18 protein-coding genes are annotated in these 16733 nt (G+C 64.2%); 10 read left to right on the top strand and 8 right to left on the bottom strand.

From position 1 onward, the window contains the following. Positions 1-251: 251 nt before the first annotated feature. The 4 genes from rpoN to lptC all read right to left on the bottom strand — a co-directional run bounded on the left by rpoN (position 252) and on the right by lptC (position 4076). The gene (rpoN, locus tag LB541_RS03960) at positions 252-1778 is read right to left on the bottom strand and encodes an RNA polymerase factor sigma-54 (RefSeq protein ID WP_224617904.1); all 1527 of its coding nucleotides are present in this window, start codon (positions 1776-1778) and stop codon (positions 252-254) included. Between the two features lie 195 nt (positions 1779-1973). Next, the gene (lptB, locus tag LB541_RS03955) at positions 1974-2792 is read right to left on the bottom strand and encodes an LPS export ABC transporter ATP-binding protein (RefSeq protein WP_140500202.1); all 819 of its coding nucleotides are present in this window, start codon (positions 2790-2792) and stop codon (positions 1974-1976) included. Then, a complete protein-coding gene (locus tag LB541_RS03950) occupies positions 2792-3376 on the bottom strand; it encodes an LptA/OstA family protein (protein WP_140500204.1) in 585 nt (194 codons plus the stop codon). Before LB541_RS03950 ends, lptB begins: the two co-directional genes overlap by 1 nt. Beyond that, positions 3363-4076, bottom strand: a complete 714-nt coding sequence (lptC, locus tag LB541_RS03945) for an LPS export ABC transporter periplasmic protein LptC (protein ID WP_140500206.1) — start codon at positions 4074-4076, stop codon at positions 3363-3365. The genes LB541_RS03950 and lptC overlap by 14 nt, the downstream gene beginning before the upstream one ends. A gap of 383 nt (positions 4077-4459) precedes the next feature. On the opposite strand from lptC, the gene sppA reads away from it, so the two are divergent. From sppA to LB541_RS03925, 4 genes are all read left to right on the top strand, one after another. After that, positions 4460-5416, top strand: a complete 957-nt coding sequence (gene sppA, locus LB541_RS03940) for a signal peptide peptidase SppA (RefSeq protein WP_140566094.1) — start codon at positions 4460-4462, stop codon at positions 5414-5416. An 80-nt stretch (positions 5417-5496) separates the two neighbouring features. Next, entirely contained in the window at positions 5497-5781 is a 285-nt protein-coding gene (locus tag LB541_RS03935) for an integration host factor subunit beta (RefSeq protein WP_006200394.1), read from the top strand. Between the two features lie 53 nt (positions 5782-5834). Beyond that, entirely contained in the window at positions 5835-6167 is a 333-nt protein-coding gene (locus tag LB541_RS03930; RefSeq protein ID WP_140522516.1) for a DUF1049 domain-containing protein, read from the top strand. A gap of 57 nt (positions 6168-6224) precedes the next feature. Beyond that, positions 6225-7190 carry an ornithine cyclodeaminase family protein gene (locus LB541_RS03925; RefSeq protein WP_140566092.1) on the top strand — a complete coding sequence of 322 codons (966 nt, stop codon included), beginning with the start codon at positions 6225-6227 and terminating at the stop codon, positions 7188-7190. Here the strand turns inward: LB541_RS03925 and LB541_RS03920 are convergent. The 3 genes from LB541_RS03920 to LB541_RS03910 form a co-directional block, all read right to left on the bottom strand. Next, positions 7187-7624, bottom strand: coding sequence for an EVE domain-containing protein (locus LB541_RS03920; protein WP_140676844.1), 438 nt, complete (start codon positions 7622-7624; stop codon positions 7187-7189). The genes LB541_RS03925 and LB541_RS03920 overlap by 4 nt on opposite strands. After that, positions 7621-8016 carry a VOC family protein gene (locus tag LB541_RS03915; protein WP_140676841.1) on the bottom strand — a complete coding sequence of 132 codons (396 nt, stop codon included), beginning with the start codon at positions 8014-8016 and terminating at the stop codon, positions 7621-7623. Before LB541_RS03915 ends, LB541_RS03920 begins: the two co-directional genes overlap by 4 nt. A 102-nt stretch (positions 8017-8118) precedes the next feature. Continuing rightward, positions 8119-8805, bottom strand: coding sequence for a helix-turn-helix transcriptional regulator (locus LB541_RS03910; RefSeq protein ID WP_140676839.1), 687 nt, complete (start codon positions 8803-8805; stop codon positions 8119-8121). 134 nt (positions 8806-8939) lie between these two features. Between LB541_RS03910 and LB541_RS03905 the strand changes: the two genes are divergently transcribed. From LB541_RS03905 to LB541_RS03880, 6 genes are all read left to right on the top strand, one after another. Continuing rightward, positions 8940-10013: a class I SAM-dependent rRNA methyltransferase gene (locus tag LB541_RS03905; RefSeq protein WP_140566082.1), complete on the top strand. Its 1074-nt coding sequence runs from the start codon at positions 8940-8942 to the stop codon at positions 10011-10013. Then, a complete protein-coding gene (locus tag LB541_RS03900) occupies positions 10013-10873 on the top strand; it encodes a TrmH family RNA methyltransferase (protein WP_140566078.1) in 861 nt (286 codons plus the stop codon). Before LB541_RS03905 ends, LB541_RS03900 begins: the two co-directional genes overlap by 1 nt. Positions 10874-10886: 13 nt before the next feature. Beyond that, positions 10887-11375 carry a signal peptidase II gene (gene lspA / locus LB541_RS03895; protein ID WP_140500223.1) on the top strand — a complete coding sequence of 163 codons (489 nt, stop codon included), beginning with the start codon at positions 10887-10889 and terminating at the stop codon, positions 11373-11375. Positions 11376-11437: 62 nt separating this feature from the next. Then, on the top strand, positions 11438-12430 hold the full coding sequence (locus LB541_RS03890) for an MDR family oxidoreductase (protein WP_140500225.1): 993 nt from the start codon (positions 11438-11440) through the stop codon (positions 12428-12430). 85 nt (positions 12431-12515) lie between these two features. Further along, complete coding sequence (locus LB541_RS03885; RefSeq protein ID WP_140763228.1) at positions 12516-14825, top strand: PAS domain-containing hybrid sensor histidine kinase/response regulator; 2310 nt, start codon at positions 12516-12518, stop codon at positions 14823-14825. Between the two features lie 183 nt (positions 14826-15008). Continuing rightward, the gene (locus tag LB541_RS03880; protein WP_140500229.1) at positions 15009-15896 is read left to right on the top strand and encodes a GNAT family N-acetyltransferase; all 888 of its coding nucleotides are present in this window, start codon (positions 15009-15011) and stop codon (positions 15894-15896) included. Positions 15897-16013: 117 nt separating this feature from the next. On the opposite strand, the gene LB541_RS03875 is transcribed toward LB541_RS03880, so the two are convergent. Next, the gene (locus LB541_RS03875) at positions 16014-16646 is read right to left on the bottom strand and encodes a trimeric intracellular cation channel family protein (RefSeq protein WP_140560243.1); all 633 of its coding nucleotides are present in this window, start codon (positions 16644-16646) and stop codon (positions 16014-16016) included. Between the last annotated feature and the right edge of the window lie 87 nt (positions 16647-16733).

The raw sequence follows: 16733 nt of genomic DNA, 5'->3' as shown, positions 1-16733 counted from the left end.
TTCCTTGCTCAGGCTTCAAACTGGCCGGAGTTTATACTCGTGGTCCGTGCGCACAAGCTTTGCGGCGTCACTCGCGCCGATTTAAATCCAAACTTTCCGGTTGATCACAAGCCGCCTTCTTGACCATCCCTAGGCCATTGTCGTGACGGACCATCCGCTAGCGGGCGCCGAGCCCGTCTCATGCGGGCGGGCTTCTAGCCACTTCACCGCAGCTTGTCAATGAAGCACGAACCCTGTGGAAATCGCCGAACCTAGCGCCCGGCGCTGGCAAGGGCCCGCTTCTCGCGCCGGCGCTGCACCGAGGACGGGATATTCATGCCTTCCCTGTATTTGGCGACCGTACGCCTGGCGATATCGACGCCGCTTTCGCGCAACATGTCGACGATCGCGTCGTCGGACAGGACGTCGACGGTTTTTTCCTCGTCGATCAATTGCTTGATGCGGTCGCGCACCGCTTCCGACGAATGCGCCTCGCCACCGCCCGACGAGGCGATCGAGGCGGTGAAGAAATAGCGCAGTTCGAACACGCCGCGCGGCGTCAGCATGTACTTGTTCGCGGTGACCCGGCTGACGGTCGATTCGTGCATGCCTATGGCGTCGGCCACCGTGCGCAGGTTGAGCGGCTTCAGCTGACGCACGCCATGGACGAGGAAGGCATCCTGCTGGCGCACGATCTCCGATGCGACCTTGAGAATGGTCTTTGCCCTCTGATCGAGGCTGCGCGTCAGCCAATTGGCGTTCTGCAGGCACTCGGCCAGGAAATCCTTTTCGGCCTGGTTCTTGGCGTGCGGCGAAACCTGCGCGAAATAGATGTGGTCGACCAGCACGCGCGGCAGCGTTTCGGCGTTGAGCTCGACCGTCCAGCTGCCGTCATTGGCCGCGCGCACCTCGACATCGGCAATGACGGCGTCGCTGGCGCCGCCCGAAAATGCCATGCCCGGCCGCGGATCGAGCGCCCGGATCTCGGCCAGCATGTCCAGCAGGTCCTCTTCGTCGACGCCGCAGATCCGCTTCAGCGTGTGGAAATCGCGGCGCGCCAGGAGTTCGAGATTGGCAATCAGCGCCTTCATCGCCGGATCGAGCCTGTCGCGCACGGCAAGTTGCAGCGACAGGCATTCGGCAAGGTCGCGGGCGAACAGGCCGGCCGGCTCGAAGGTCTGGCACACCGACAGCACCTTGGCCACGGCGTCGGCGCCGCTGCCAAGGCGCGAGGCTATCTCAGCCATATCGGCGCGCATATAGCCGGTCTCGTCGAGGCCGTCCGCGAGTTCGCCGGCGATCAGGCGCGCCGCCGGATCGGCGAAAGCGAGCGCGATCTGCTCGCTGACATGATCGCGCAGCGTGATCGCGGTCGCCGCCATGTCGCTGGCATCGAAGCCTTCGGACGAGGACGTGCCGCCATTGCCGGTCGCCGATTTCCACTGTGCCGTGAGGTCTGGTCCGAGCCGCTCGCTGGTGCCCGGGTCGTCCGGGAACAGGTTCTCCAGCGATGTGTCGAGCTTTTCCGAGATCGCCTCGGCGCTCCATCCCGCTTCGGTCTCGAACCAGTCGCCGTCGTCGGCCGTTTCCGGTGCCGCCTCGGTCCTCGGCGCCTGGTCGCTGGCGGCGTCGTCCTGCGGCTCGGCGCGCTCCAGCAACGGGTTGCGCTCGATCTCCTCGTCGATGAAGTGCTCGAGTTCGGCATGGGTGAACTGCAGCAGCCGGATCGACTGCATCAGCTGCGGCGTCATCACCAGCGACTGCGACTGTCGTAGCTGTAGTTTCGCCGCCAACGCCATGGTTCGGTTTCAAACGCCTCGTCTGCATCCGGACTGCCGGAAGGAATTTTCGCGAACCGATAGAAACTGGCCCGGCTTTTGCTTGTCAAGGCAAACGCTAGCAAAACCCGCTTACCGGAGCGTTATCCCGGAGCAAAATCGCGAGAAAGCGGCCCCTGACAGGAAAAAAATCGCGTCAGGAAACAAATTTCACGCTCAAAGCGTGAATCCCTCGCCCAGATAGAGCCGCCGCACGTCGGGATTTGCGACCACTTCATCGGCCCGGCCATGAGTGAGCACCTGGCCGGCATGGATGATGTAGGCGCGGTCGATCAGGCCGAGCGTCTCGCGCACATTGTGATCGGTGATGAGCACGCCGATGCCGCGCGCCGTCAAATGACGCACCAGTTGCTGGATGTCGGCGACGGCGATCGGGTCGATGCCGGCGAAAGGCTCGTCGAGCAGCATGTAGGCCGGGCGCGTGGCCAGCGCACGCGCGATCTCCAGGCGCCGACGTTCGCCGCCGGAAAGCGACATCGACGGCGCCTTGCGCAAATGGCTGATATGGAACTCCTCGAGCAGTTCGTCGAGGCTGCGCTCGCGCTCCTTGCGGCTCTTTTCGACCACTTCCAGCACGGCGCGAATGTTCTGCTCGACGCTGAGGCCGCGGAAGATCGAGGCCTCCTGCGGCAGATAGCCGATGCCCAGACGCGCACGCCGGTACATCGGCATGGAGGTGACATCGAAGCCGTCGATCTCGATCGTGCCCTCGTCCACCGGCACCAGGCCGGTGACCATGTAGAAACAGGTGGTCTTGCCGGCACCGTTCGGACCGAGCAGCCCGACGGCCTCGCCGGCACGCACCCCGAGCGTGACGCCGCTGACCACCTTGCGACCCTTGTAGCTCTTGGTCAGGCCCTTGGCGATCAAGGTTCCCTTGAACTTCGCCTTATCGGCGGTGACCGTGGCCGGAGCCGAAACCTTGCCGGCGGCCCGCCCCGGAAGACGCGCCGTCAGCGACGACAGGCTGGCCATCAGGGGTTCGTCGCTCCCGATTTCGGCGGTGGCGTCATCGACATGATGACACGTCCGCCGCAGCCGTCGACATTGGCGAGGCCGGTCTTCATCTGCACGGTGAGCTTGCAGCCCTTGAGGACATTGGGGCCTTGCGACAGCACCACTTCCTTGCCGGACAGGACCAGCACCTGCGTCTTCATGTCGAAGGTGCCATTGTCACCGGTCGCGATCTGGTCATTCGACTTGATGTAAACTTTTCCGCTGACTTCAAGGTGGTCGATGTTGGCGGAGCCGGTCATCGCCGCTCCCGCTGCTTCCGTCCCCTTTGCGGCCGCGTTCGGGTCCTTGACGTAGTAGACCATCATCTTGCCGGACTTGAGCAGGGTCGGTCCCTGCACGACCGTGACGTTGCCGGTGAACACGGCGACGTTGTCTGCCTGCCGGACCTCCAGCTTGTCGCTCTCGATCTGGATGGGCTTGTCGCCCGACAGTTTGAGCCCGGACGCGCTCTCGGCGGTGGATTGCGCCAGCGCCGGCGCAAGCCCCAGCAAAAGCAGCGCCGAAGCTGCGGCGGCAAGCCGTGTCGAACTAATGAGCCACATTCGCTTCTTCGCCCTTTGCCTCTGCCGCCTTCAGATTGGCGGGATCGATATTGACGCGCACCTTGTTCTCGAACACCAGAACCTTGCCATTGTCCTGCACCGACAAGGAATTCGCGGTGATCTGCGACCCGTCACGGCTGACGTCCACGGGATCATCCGTCTTCATAGTGCCTTTGCCCATGTCGAGGAAGACCGATTTGAACCTGGCCTGAAGACCGTCGGTCGTGGCGATCGTGACGTCGCTGGTCAGGTGCATCGTATTGCCTTCGCGATCGTAGGTACCATGCGTGGCTTTGATCGCAGCGACATTGTCGGCCGCGATCGGCACCTTGGCGTCGATGCCGTCGAGTTCGATGATGCCTTGCGTGCTGACGTCCTGTATGGCGCGCAATGCCGTCATGGAATAGGGCAATTTCTGCTTGGTGAAGCCGTTGAGCTTGGGGTTGGCCATCACCAGCTTGCCGTTGGAAAAGGCGGTGCCTTCCGCCTGGACCGCGACGGACACCGGTGCGGCGAGGTAGGAATAGACCGGGAAGGCAATGGCGATCAACGCCGCCAGCACCGGCACGGCGAATTTGAGCACGCGCACCCGGCGCGAATGCCGCCGTGCGCGATCGAACGCGTCCCCCCTCGCCGGGCCGTCCGCCGGGGGAGCCAACTCCGTCTCGGTGCTGCTCGCTTCACTCGTTCGCGCTAACATAACTGCTTTCTTCTAAAACCCCTGCCCCGCCGGGCAACACCGCCTATAGGTGGGACGTCGGCGCTTTCAAGCAAGCACAAGCCGACGAAAACCGCGAAAATGTGACAGTTGCGGTCGTGCAGATCAGAACGGATCAACACCGACAGCCCTGCTTCATAGCAGAAATAGACGTCTGGCGTACATTTTTCGTTACCATCGGCTCCCCCCTTGCCTGCCGTTCGTTTCACGGACCAATCACGAAACCGACGTCTTGGCGGACGCTGACGCGCACTTGCCTCGCGTGCGCCGCGCGCGGATTGCCGCGTCATGCGCAGACGGAATTGCTTCCAGACCGGGACGTCATGGTCTAAAAGCATCTCTTTCCATCGACCGTGAGGCTGACCATGGCATTGAGAGCCGACGACCTGATCGACCGCCGCCGCTTGCGGCGTAAGCTGACCTTCTGGCGCGCTGCGGCCATCGCCATCGTTGCGCTCGGCGTCATTGCGATCTCGGCCTGGTTCTATCGCGACGATTTCGGCGGCTCGGCCGTCGATCATATCGCCAAGGTCAGGATCGAAGGCACCATCACCGAGGACGACGAACTGATCGAGCGGCTGGAAGCCATCCGCAAGTCGCCGAGGGTGAAAGGCGTGATCCTCGCCATCGATTCCCCCGGCGGCACCACCGTCGGCGGTGAATCGATCTATGAGGAGGTGCGCAAGCTCGCCGCCGACAAGCCTGTCGCGGCCGAGGTCGGCACGCTCGCCGCGTCGGCCGGCTACATGATCGCGAGCGCCACCGATCACATCGTCGCCCGCAAGACCTCGATCGTCGGATCGATCGGCGTGCTGATCCAGTATCCTGATGTCAGCGGCCTGATGGACAAGCTCGGCGTCAAGCTGGAGGAAGTGAAATCCTCGCCGCTCAAGGCCTCGCCCTCGCCTTTCAAGCCGACCAACGACGACGAGCGCGCCATGGTCCGCAAGCTCATCCTCGACAGCTACGACTGGTTCGTCGGCATCGTCGCCGAACGCCGCAAGATGACCCGCGAGCAAGCGCTGGCGCTCGCCGACGGATCGATCTTCACCGGTCGCCAAGGGGTCTCCAACGGCCTGATCGACGCCGTCGGCGGCGAGACCGAGGCGATCGACTGGCTGGCGACCAAGGGCGTCGACTCGAAACTCAAGGTGGTCGAATGGAAGGACACGGAGCGGCGCGGCGGCTTCCTGTTGTCCAAAGCGATGGTGAGAACGATCGCCGGCGCGCTCGGCCTGCCGGACTACAGCGGCGATATCATCCATGAACTTGGCGCCGACCGCTTGTTTCTTGACGGTCTCGTTTCCGTCTGGCACCCTTGAGACGCCGTTTGGGGTGGATGAAAAAGCAAACAAAATCATCCTCATAATTTCGACCGCACCGATTTCAGGGGACCCGTCCGATGATCAAGTCCGAACTTGTGCAGATTATTGCCACGCGCAATCCGCATCTTTTCCTGCGCGACGTTGAAAACATCGTCGGCGCGATTTTCGACGAGATCACCGACGCGCTCGCCGAAGGCAACCGGGTCGAATTGCGTGGCTTCGGTGCCTTTTCGGTGAAAAATCGCCCCGCCCGCACCGGCCGCAACCCGCGCACCGGTGAATCCGTCGAGGTCGAGGAGAAATGGGTGCCTTTCTTCAAGACCGGCAAGGAACTGCGCGAAAGGCTGAATGGCGGAAAGTAGGCGCGACGCCAGACCGGCCCTTCCCGGGAGGCCGGTTTCCGACGGAAAACATCATGCTCAATCGCTTCATGCTCATCGTGGTCTTCGTGCCCCTGGCGGTCATCCTGATCGCGCTGGCCGTCGCCAATCGCGAACTCGTCGCCTTCACGCTGGATCCGTTCAATCCCGGCAATCCGGCGCTGACGCTCACTTTGCCGCTGTTCATCTTCCTGTTCCTGGCCCTCGCCGTCGGCATGGTCGTCGGCAGCCTGGCGACCTGGGTCAAGCAGGGACGCTACCGCAAGCTGGCGCGCCAGCGCGGCGTCGAGGCCGAGAACCTGCGCCAGGCGATCGGCCGCACCCCGTCGACACCGCAGGGACCGGTGCTGCCGAAGCCGACCAACTGACCGCCGCACGGCGCTGTGGGCCCTCTCGGGCCCGCGATTTTCTTCACGGAGTTTCCCATGCTGACCATTTCGGCCGCAGAGGTCGACCAGGCGTTGACCTTCCCAGGGCTGGTGGAGACGCTGCGCGGGGCTTTCCGTGACGGCGCGGTGCAACCTGTCCGGCACCATCACACGGTCGAACGGCCGGACGGTGCGGCCTCGACCTTGCTGCTGATGCCGGCCTGGACCGACTTCAACGCAGCCGGCATCTCGGCCGGGGGGCATATCGGCGTCAAGATCGTTACCGTCTCGCCCGACAACAATGCCATCGGCAAACCGGCAGTGATGGGGGTCTATCTCCTGCTCAACGGCGCCACCGGCGAACCGGAGGCCCTGATCGACGGCCAGCGGCTGACGCAATGGCGCACGGCCTGCGCCTCGGCGCTCGCCGCATCCTATCTGGCGCGCGAAGACGCTTCCCGGCTGCTGGTGATCGGGGCCGGTGCGCTGTCGCCATTCCTCGCCAAGGCGCATTGCGCCGTGCGGCCGATCAGGACCATCCGCATCTGGAATCGCACCTTGGACAACGCCGAGAAGGTCGCCGCCGGACTGCGCGCCGAGGGCTTCGCGGCGAGCGCAGCGGCCGATCTCGATGCCGAGCTCGGCCAGGCCGATATCGTCTCGTCGGCGACGATCGCCACCGATCCGCTGATCAAGGGCGCCCGCCTGAAGCCGGGAAGCCATGTCGACATGGTCGGCGGCTTCACCCCGACAATGCGCGAAAGCGACGACGAGGCGATAGGGCGCGCCCGCGTCTATGTCGACACCCGCGCCGGCGCCACCAAGGAAGCGGGCGACATCGTCATACCGCTCGCTTCGGGCGTGTTGAAACCGGAAGCCATCATAGCCGACTTGCACGAGCTGGCGCGCGGTCAAAAGCAAGGGCGCCGGAGCGCCGACGAGATCACGCTGTTCAAGTCGGTCGGCGCCGCGCTCGAGGACCTTGCCGCCGGCATTGCCGTCTACAAGGCGCTCCGGACCTAGCTTACTGTCCCGGCTGCTTTAGCGCCCATTGCTTCGGCGATTACGGCGAAATCGGCCGCGCTTACCGAGAACAGGCCGAAGCGCAGTTGATACCCCCAATTCGGCTTGCCGGCCGTGAAGTCCAGCCTGTCGAGCAATGGCTTGATCGGCGCTTCCCCGGCCGCCGCCCAGTCGACGTCGCGGCGAAAGGGCGTGAAGCCGCCGCCCATGTCGCCTTGATAGGGTTCTCCCTCCCGCACCGTGCCGATCGCCGTGAACGCCCGCAGCCCGTCTTTCTCGCCCAAAATCGTTGTCGGCGAATAATAAACAATGCCGTCCCCGGGCTGGACCCGCCGCAGCGGCGCCGCCTTGCCGTGGTTGACCTGCATGAAGCCGCCCTCGCGGCCGCGCCGGACGTGCTGCGCCGACGCCACCGCGATCCAAGACGCGCTCATTCCTGCTCCCCGTCTGCCTGCTGCCCGTCCGACAGCCAGTAGACCCGCAGGCGATGGTTGTCGGGATCGAGCGCAACGAAGGTGCGGCCGAAATCCATGTCGGTCGGCGCCTGCAGGATCTTCAGCCCACGTCCGGACCAGTCGGCATGGGCGGCATCGACTGCCTCGGGCGTATCCAGGGCAAAGACGATCTCGGCGCCGCCACGGGTCGCTGCCGCCGCCGGTTCCACCGTATGCCTCGACCAGAGACCGAGTTTGAAACCGTTGTCGAGCACGAACAGCACGAATGTCGGCGCGCTTTCGACCGGCTCGCGGCCGAGCAGCGCGCTGTAGAAGGCGCCGCTACGCTGCGGCTGGTCGACGTAGAGGATGACGAAATTGGGGGTGACCATGACTGTTCTCCAGGGGTTTCGACCGGGACAGACATAAAGCGCATCACTGTCAGATTCTGGCAGTATCCGTCACGAAAGGCGCCCTGGACAGCTTACACACCGCTAACGCCGTGGGGTGTCGAGCGTTGCCCGCCATTCCTTCAGCAGCGCCTGACGGCGGCGCGGATAGCGCAGATCCGTCGTCTTGAGCTCGGCTATGCGGTCGGTGCGAAAATGCCGGAAATCCTGCCGCATTTCGCACCACGCCACCACGACCCGCACCTTGTCGAAGAAGCCAAGCGCGAACGGCCACACCACGCGCCGCGACCCCGCGCCGCTGGCATCGCGATAGAAAAAGTCCAGCTTGCGCTCGTTACGGATCGCCTGCCGCACCAGGCCGAGATCGATGCTTTCAACAGTCGGGGCGGGCGGCCCGACCAGCAGTGTGGTGGCGTCGAGATCCTCGCGCAGATCATCAGGCAGCACCGACGCGATCTTGGCAAGCGCGTTGACGGCCGCTGACGAAAGCCGCGAATCCGGCTGCTTGGCGACCCAGCGCGAACCGAGCACAATTGCCTCGATCTCCTCGTCGCTGAACGTCAACGGCGGCAGCATGAATCCGGGCTTCAGCACATAGCCGAGCCCCGCCTCGCCCTCGATCGGCGCCCCCTGGCCCTGCAGCGTTGCGATGTCCCGGTAAAGCGTGCGAATTGAAATCCCGAGTTCGTCGGCGAGCGACTGCCCGCTCACCGGCATGCGATGCCGGCGCAATGTCTGGATCAGGTCGAGCAGGCGTTCGGAGCGGGACATATCGAAGATTTGCCTGTTTCTTTGACATTGGTCCATCGCAAGCCGACATGACCAGGCGACGCTTGCGCGGCGGACTTGGTTGCGAAGCCGGTTGCCCTATGTCAAAAGCGGCCACGCCTCGGAGATGCTCCTGCTTGAAATCTTTTCGCGACAAACGCCGCGACAGCCGTCCGCCCGCAAAAAGCGGTGCGCAACGGGTGCGTCCGCATGAAGGCCGTGGAACGGCCAGGCCGCAGGAGCGGCCCGAGGCCAGGGCCGACGAGCGCCCGGAACCGAAGTCGGCGCCCCGCATCCTGGCCCGTCGCGACGGCGCTCTTCCGGCCGAACAGCTTCCGCTGATCCTCGAAGTGGCACCCAATGCCGATTATGCGCTGCTCGACAGCGGCGCCGGCCAGAAGCTCGAACAATACGGTCCTTATCGGATCGTCCGCCCCGAGGGCCAGGCGATCTGGCAGAAGGCGCTACCGGCAAGGGAATGGGACCGCGCCGACGCTGTCTTCACCGGCGATACCGACGAGGAAGGCATTGGCCGCTGGCGCTTCCCCGGGACGCCGCTCGGCGAGACCTGGCCTATGAAGCACGACGGCATCGACTATCTCGGCCGCTTCACCTCGTTTCGCCACGTCGGCGTGTTTCCCGAGCAGGCCTCGCACTGGGATCACATGGCCGGACTGATCGCGGCGGCCAGGCGGCCGGTCAAGGTGCTCAACCTGTTCGGCTATACCGGCCTTGCCTCGCTGGTGGCGGCGCGCGCCGGCGCCGAGGTCACTCATGTCGATGCCTCGAAAAAGGCGATCGGCTGGGCCCGCGAAAACCAGGAGATGGCCGGGCTTGGCAACAAGCCGATCCGCTGGATCGTCGAAGACGCGGTGAAATTCGCCGAGCGCGAGGAGCGCCGCGGCAGCCGCTATGACATCGTTCTGTTCGACCCGCCCGCCTATGGCCGCGGCCCCAAGGGCGAGGTCTGGCAGTTGTTCGAGGACCTGCCGGCATTGACCGATCTCTGCCGATCGATCCTGACCCCGAAACCGCTTGCCGTGGTGCTGACCGCTTATTCGATCCGCGCCTCCTTCTTCGCCATCCATGCCCTCATGCGCGACACCTTTGCCGGCATGGGCGGCAGGGTTGAATCGGGCGAATTGATCATCCGCGAAAAATCGGCGGGCCGCGCGCTGTCGACCTCGCTGTTCTCGCGCTGGGTGGCCTGATGAGTGGATATGACGGCGCCCGTCCGGTCGGGCAGGTGAAAGAGGTCACCAGCCTCGCCAATCCGCTGGTCAAGGACATCAAGGCGCTGGCCTTGAAAAAATTCCGCGACCAGCAGAACGCCTTCATGGCCGAGGGACTGAAGCTGGTCATCGATGCGCTCGACCTCGGCTGGCATATCAGGACCCTGGTCTTCGCCAAGGCCGGACGCGGCAACGCGGCGGTGGAGAAGGTCGCTGCGCGCACGGTGGCTTCCGGCGGCACGGTGCTTGAAGTCTCGGAAAAAGTGCTTGTCGCCATAACCCGCCGCGACAATCCGCAAATGGTGATCGGCGTTTTCTCGCAGAAATTCCTGGCCCTGAAGGATATCCGCGCCGACAATGGCGATGTCTGGGTGGCGCTCGACCGGGTGCGTGATCCCGGCAATCTCGGCACCGTCATCCGCACGGTGGACGCCGTAGGCGCGAAGGGCGTGATCCTGGTCGGAGACACCACCGATCCCTTTTCGGTGGAGACGGTGCGCGCCACCATGGGCTCTATCTTCGCCGTTCCGGTGGCCAAGGCGACGACCGAGGCATTCCTCGCCTGGCGCGGCGGGTTTTCGGGTCTCGTCGCCGGCACACACCTCAAAGGCGCGGTCGACTACCGCTCGGTCGATTTTTCCCGGGGGCCGGTGCTGCTGATGATGGGCAATGAGCAGCAAGGCCTGCCCGAAAGCCTGGCGGCGAGTTGCGACAGGCTGCTCAGGATTCCGCAGGCAGGGCGTGCCGATTCGCTCAATCTTGCCGTCGCCACCGGCGTCATGCTGTTCGAGATCCGCCGCGGCGCGCTGAAACTGGACCCTATGGTGGATTCGCAATGAGGGTTGCCCAATCGTGAAATCATGGTCTCCCTATGCGCTGCTGGTCGTCGCGGCCATCGCGCTCGACCAGTGGATAAAACATTTGGTCGAGATCGGCCTTCCCTTTCAGGAAAAGCTCGATCTCCTGCCCTTCCTGGCGCTGTTTCGCACCTATAATACCGGCATCGCCTTCTCGATGTTCTCATCCTTCGGCGATACCGGGCTGGTGATCATCGCCGTTCTCGTCGTCGCCTTCGTGCTCTATCTGGCCACGCACACGCCAGCGGGCCATGTTATTGCCCGCACCGGCTTTGCCCTGATCATCGGTGGCGCGCTCGGCAATCTGATCGACCGCGCCGTCTACGGCCACGTCATCGACTACATCCTGTTCCACACTCCGGTCTGGTCCTTCGCCGTGTTCAATCTCGCCGATGCCTTCATTTCGGTCGGCGCCGCGCTGGTCGTGCTTGACGAAGTTTTGGGCTGGCGGCGCCAGCCCAAGCCCCAGGGTCCCGACGCCTGACCGATTGACCCGGCGCGGCCGCCGCAGCAGAGTCCAAACGTCGATAGATCGAGGAGAGAAAAATGCCCGAAACCTTCAAAGCCATCCTCGTTTCGCGCGACGCCGAAAAGAAACAGTCGGTGGCGGTGACCGACCTCACCGAAGCCGATCTCATGGACGGTGACGTCACCGTCGCAGTCGAAGCGACGACGGTGAACTACAAGGATGGGCTCGCAATATCAGGCAAGGCGCCGGTCATTCGCCGCTGGCCCTTGGTGCCAGGCATCGATTTCGCCGGAACGGTCTTATCCTCTTCCCATCCCGACTGGCGCAAGGGAGACAAGGTCATCCTGAACGGCTGGGGTGTCGGCGAGACGCATTTTGGCGCCTATGCCGGGCGCGCCCGCGTCAACGGCGACTGGCTGGTGCCGCTCCCCGACGGCATCAGCGCGCATGACGCGATGGCGGTCGGCACCGCCGGCTATACCGCAATGCTGTGCGTCATGGCACTGGAGCGGCACGGCATCGTGCCCGATCGCGGGCCCGTGGTGGTGACGGGCGCGGCCGGCGGCGTCGGCTCGGTCGCGGTCTCCATCCTGTCCAGCCTGGGCTATCACGTCATTGCCTCGACAGGGCGCAATGCCGAAAGCCCGTATCTCATCGATCTTGGCGCCGCGGAGGTGATATCGCGCGACGAACTCAGCCAGCCGACCAAGCCGCTCGCCAAGGAGCGTTGGGCGGGCGGCATCGATTCCGTCGGCAGCCACACACTGGCCAATGTGCTCTCTATGACCTCCTATGGCGGTGCCGTCGCGGCCTGCGGCCTGGCCGGCGGCATGGACCTGCCGTCGAGCGTGGCACCTTTCATCCTGCGCGGCGTTTCGCTGCTCGGCATCGATTCGGTGATGGCGCCGAAACCGGTGCGGCTCGAGGCCTGGCGCCGCATCGGCGCCGACCTGGATCTGCGCAAGCTCGCCAGCCTGTCCACGACCATCGGCTTCGACAACATCATCGACGCCGCGCGCGACATCGTCGACGGCAAGATCCGCGGCCGCGTCGTCGTCGACATGCAGTGAGTTCGCCGGGGTAAAACAACCTATCCGCTAAAATTCGAACGATCCCCCGCAGGCTTCCATAATTTCTGTCCGGTAGGATTTTCGCATGGTCGCGGAATCCGGCATCCAGGAAGTGGAGACTGGCGAAGACGTCGATGCGGTACCTCCGCCGGCGTCGGCGCGGCGGTTCGTCGCCGCACCGCCGCTGGCGCCTGAGCCGCAACAGGCCAGGAATGAGCCGCGATTGGCCGGCCGCGAAGGCTTGCCGCTGCTGACCTTCGTCGCCATCATCATGCTGGCGGGGCTGACGCACCTGACCGGCGCGCCGATCTTCATCAGCCTCGCTTTGCTGGCGACCGGCCTTGCCGGCTTCGGCCTGCACCTGCGCGCCAGAAGGAACGAATACCGCACCGCCGCGCTGCTTGATGAAACCACGGCTCGCAGCCGTGCCGAGATCGAGACGCTGGCCGATCGCATGTGGGAGATGCAGGAGAGCGAAGAGCGCTTTCGCGGTCTGATCGACGCGCTTGGCGATCTCGTCATCCACCGCGACCGCGACGGCTATATCGTCTATGCCAACAAGGTGTTCGCCGATCTCGTCGAGGTCGACCAGCGCGACCTCGCCGGCAAGACCCTGGCTGAACTTGGCATCGAAGTCGGTATCGTTCCCGACGCCGCCTTTTCCGACCATGAATGCCTGAGTTCCACCGACGTCGCCATCCGCACCCCCGGCGGTTCGCGCTGGTTCTCGTGGATCGAACTGTCGGTGCGCGACAAGGACAGCGGTTCTGTCTCGCATCGCGCCATCGCCCGCGACATCACCGCCCGCAAGCGTGCCGAATCCTCGCTGATCACCGCGCGCGAGCGGGCCGAATACGCAAGCCAGGCCAAATCGCGCTTCCTCGCCACCGTCAGCCATGAAATCCGCACGCCGATGAACGGCATCATGGGCATGGCCAGGCTGTTGGCCGATACCAGCCTGTCGCCGGAGCAGCAGACCTATGTCGGCGCCATTTCGACCTCGGCCAGCGCCCTGCTGGCCCTCATCGAGGACCTGCTCGACTATTCCAAGATCGAGGCGGGACGCTTCGATCCCGAACCGCAGCCAATGTCGGTGCGCGAGATCGCCGACAACGTTGTCGAGCTCCTCGCCGCGCGCGCCTTCTCCAAGGATATCGGCCTCGGCTGCCATGTCGAGCCCGACGTGCCGCAATTGATCACCGCAGATCCGGGCCGGGTCAGGCAGGTGCTGCTCAACCTGATCGGCAACGCCATCAAGTTCACCGACAGCGGCGGGGTGCTGGTGAGTATAGCGCGCGCCCGCACTGAAACCACCGACCGCATATGCTTCACCATCGCGGATACCGGGCCAGGCCTGCATGAAGACGACATGGAGCGCATTTTCGAGGAGTTCGAGCAGGCCGACGGTACCTCGACGCGCGCGCATGGCGGAGCCGGTCTCGGTCTTGCCATCTCCAAGCGCCTGGTGACCGCCATGGGCGGCACGATTTCCGTCTCCAGCCGGTTGGGTCAGGGTTCGGAATTCGTCTTCGATATCCCGGCCATCTCCGCGAGCGAGCCACCACCGGGCCGGATGGACGCGCTTCAGGGCAGGCACGCGGTAATCCTGTCGAGAAATATCGTCGAGGCCGACGCCATCGCCCGCAGCATCCGCGCCAACGGCGGCGCGGTCGATATCGCCACCACCGTGGCGCAGGCGGCATCGTTCTCCGGCGATTGCGACGTGCTGCTGGTCGACGCGGCCATGGAAGAGGGCGACGGAAGACTGCTCAAGCGGCTGCGCCAAAGCGGTTTTTCCGATTGCGAAGCCATCACGCTGATCGCCCCGACCGATCGCGGCATGCTCGGCGAGTTCCGCGCCAGCGGCTACGCGACCTTCCTCGCCAGACCGGTGCGAGGCGGAACACTTTTGCGTGTGCTTCTGAGCAGTCATGCGCCGGCGCTTGCCCCGACACGGCCGGAAAAGCCCCACCCGCCGGCGCTTCGCGCCGCCAGTGATCGCCAGCGTGGCCTGTCGGTGCTGATCGCCGAGGACAATGACATCAACGCCATGCTCGCTCGCGCCACGCTGCTGAAGGCCGGTCATCGCGTCAAGGTTGTCGGCAACGGCAAGGCGGCGGTCGAGGCCGTTACCGGTGCCGGACACAAACACCGCTTCGACGTGGTGCTGATGGACCTGCACATGCCGGTGATGGATGGGATGGACGCCATCGCCGCCATCCGCCGCCATGAGGAGGAGACGGCCGTGCCGCCAGTGCCCATCATGGTGCTGTCGGCCGACAGCCAGGAAAAGACCCGCCATGCGGTGCTCGCCCACGGCGCCAGCGGCTTTGTCACCAAGCCGCTCGACCCCGATGCACTGGTCGACGCCATCGAGGGGCAGGTCGCCGCCTGAGACTTTTTTTCTTCAATCTCCTGCCGAGCGGCGCCACCTTGCTTTTGCATAACGTAGCCGGTTGACCGTATTCGCCAGCCGACGAAGTATTGCCCGCGACGCCGTATCACGGTACTGTCACAATCCTGTTGCACCTACACCGTATCCCCGTGCCAAGAGGGATGGCTCGAAGGAGAATCACTCGTGCATACAGTTATGCCGGAATGTGACACTCGGCCGAACGCCGGCGGCGCCTTGCTTGCCGGGCGCAATGTCGATTCCGTCACAAAGGGCGCAGCGCTCGGCCGTATCGGCAACCTCGAAGTGCGGCTGGCCCGCAACGAGGCCGAGATCGCGGCCGCGCAGGAAGTGCGCTACCGGGTATTCTACGACGAGCTTGGCGCCAGGAAGAACCTGTTTCAGGTGCAGGACCGCCGTGATGCCGACCGCTTCGATCCGCACTGCGATCACCTGCTCGTCTTCGATACCTCGCTTTCCGGCCCCGAACATCGCCGCATCGTCGGGACCTACCGGCTGCTGCGGCAAGAAATCGCTGCGGCCGCCGGCGGCTTCTATTCCGAAGGCGAGTTCGAGCTGACCAAGCTCATCGCCCGTCACCCCGGCCAGCGCTTTCTCGAGCTCGGCCGCTCCTGCGTCCTGCCGGAATACCGTTCGAAGCGCACCATCGAGGCGTTGTGGCAAGGCATCTGGGCCTACATCAACCACTACGGCATTGGCGTGATGACCGGCTGTGCGTCTTTCCAGGGCACGGTGCCGGCGGCCCATGCCGAGGCGCTCACCTATCTGGCGCATCACTGCCGCACGAATTCGGCTTGGGACGTGCGCGCCGTCGCAGGCCGCTATTGTTCCATGGACCTGATGCCGATCGAGGCGGTCAATGCCAAGGCAGCGATCGCTGCGATGCCGCCCTTGGTCAAGGGCTATCTCAGGGTCGGCGCCCGCATCGGCGACGGCTGCGTCATCGATCGTGAATTCTCGACGGTCGATGTGTTCGTGGTGATGCCGGTCAAGGAGATCGGCGCCCGCTACGTCAATTATTACGGCGGGGAAGCGCAGCGTTTTGCGGCGTGATCGGTAGTCAGTAGTCAGTAGTCAGTAGTGAAGACATCATAATTTACACCTACTGATTAACCCTAATCACTACTCACTACTCACTACTCACTAATCACTAACCCCTAATCCCTTCTCTCACGAAATATCCTCCGGCCGCCTGCCGGGCCGGCTCTTGTAGGACGCAAACGACCAGCCGAATTTGAGCGCGCCGCCGCGCACGGCGAATGCCGCGGCGAAACCGGCCAAGCCTGACACGATCTGCGGCAGTCCGGCGACATCGCCCAATGTGAAGATCGACGCGCCAACCAGGGCGGCCGTAACATAGATTTCCGGCCTCAGCAGCACCGAAGGCTCCCCTGCCAGCACGTCGCGCAGGATGCCGCCGAATGTGGCGGTCAGCACGCCGGTGATGACGGAAACGACTGGCGAACCGGTGATGGCCAACCCTTTGGCCGCACCCATCACCGAAAAAGCGGCTAGCCCGACGGCGTCGAGCCAGAGCAGCCACTTCCAGCGGGATTCGACACGGTGCGCGCTGAAAAACACCAGCACCGAAACCGCCGCGCAGATCAGCACATAGCTGGAATTGGCGATCCAGAAAACCGGCAGGTTAAGGATGACGTCGCGAAGAGTGCCGCCGCCGATGCCGGTGACGCACGCCAGGAAAAGGAAGCCGATAACGTCGAGCTGCTTGCGCGACGCGGCAAGCGCACCTGTCGCCGCGAAGACCGCAACGCCGGCATAGTCGAGAAGCGCGATGGGGTTCAAGGGCGGGACCAGGGAGTAAGGCAGCAGGGGAGTAGGGAAGTATGTTTAGCACGAAGCCGTACTGTTGATACGCCCCTTACTGCCTTA

It is taken from the genome of Mesorhizobium sp. BR1-1-15 (assembly GCF_020165475.1).
In the GTDB taxonomy this organism is placed as follows: Bacteria; Pseudomonadota; Alphaproteobacteria; order Rhizobiales; family Rhizobiaceae; genus Mesorhizobium.
This window is presented reverse-complemented; position numbering and strand designations above follow the sequence as displayed.

Excerpts from the sequence above, each read along its gene's own strand:
- LB541_RS03900 (WP_140566078.1), top strand. The coding sequence starts at position 10,013 with ATGAGTGGATATGACGGCGCCCGTCCGGTCGGGCAGGTGAAAGAGGTC.
- LB541_RS03915 (WP_140676841.1), bottom strand. The coding sequence starts at position 8,016 with ATGGTCACCCCCAATTTCGTCATCCTCTACGTCGACCAGCCGCAGCGT.
- LB541_RS03950 (WP_140500204.1), bottom strand. The coding sequence starts at position 3,376 with ATGTGGCTCATTAGTTCGACACGGCTTGCCGCCGCAGCTTCGGCGCTG.
- sppA (WP_140566094.1), top strand. The coding sequence starts at position 4,460 with ATGGCATTGAGAGCCGACGACCTGATCGACCGCCGCCGCTTGCGGCGT.
- LB541_RS03885 (WP_140763228.1), top strand. The coding sequence starts at position 12,516 with ATGGTCGCGGAATCCGGCATCCAGGAAGTGGAGACTGGCGAAGACGTC.
- LB541_RS03925 (WP_140566092.1), top strand. The coding sequence starts at position 6,225 with ATGCTGACCATTTCGGCCGCAGAGGTCGACCAGGCGTTGACCTTCCCA.
- rpoN (WP_224617904.1), bottom strand. The coding sequence starts at position 1,778 with ATGGCGTTGGCGGCGAAACTACAGCTACGACAGTCGCAGTCGCTGGTG.
- lptC (WP_140500206.1), bottom strand. The coding sequence starts at position 4,076 with ATGTTAGCGCGAACGAGTGAAGCGAGCAGCACCGAGACGGAGTTGGCT.
- LB541_RS03910 (WP_140676839.1), bottom strand. The coding sequence starts at position 8,805 with ATGTCCCGCTCCGAACGCCTGCTCGACCTGATCCAGACATTGCGCCGG.
- LB541_RS03890 (WP_140500225.1), top strand. The coding sequence starts at position 11,438 with ATGCCCGAAACCTTCAAAGCCATCCTCGTTTCGCGCGACGCCGAAAAG.
- LB541_RS03935 (WP_006200394.1), top strand. The coding sequence starts at position 5,497 with ATGATCAAGTCCGAACTTGTGCAGATTATTGCCACGCGCAATCCGCAT.
- lptB (WP_140500202.1), bottom strand. The coding sequence starts at position 2,792 with ATGGCCAGCCTGTCGTCGCTGACGGCGCGTCTTCCGGGGCGGGCCGCC.
- LB541_RS03920 (WP_140676844.1), bottom strand. The coding sequence starts at position 7,624 with ATGAGCGCGTCTTGGATCGCGGTGGCGTCGGCGCAGCACGTCCGGCGC.
- LB541_RS03930 (WP_140522516.1), top strand. The coding sequence starts at position 5,835 with ATGCTCAATCGCTTCATGCTCATCGTGGTCTTCGTGCCCCTGGCGGTC.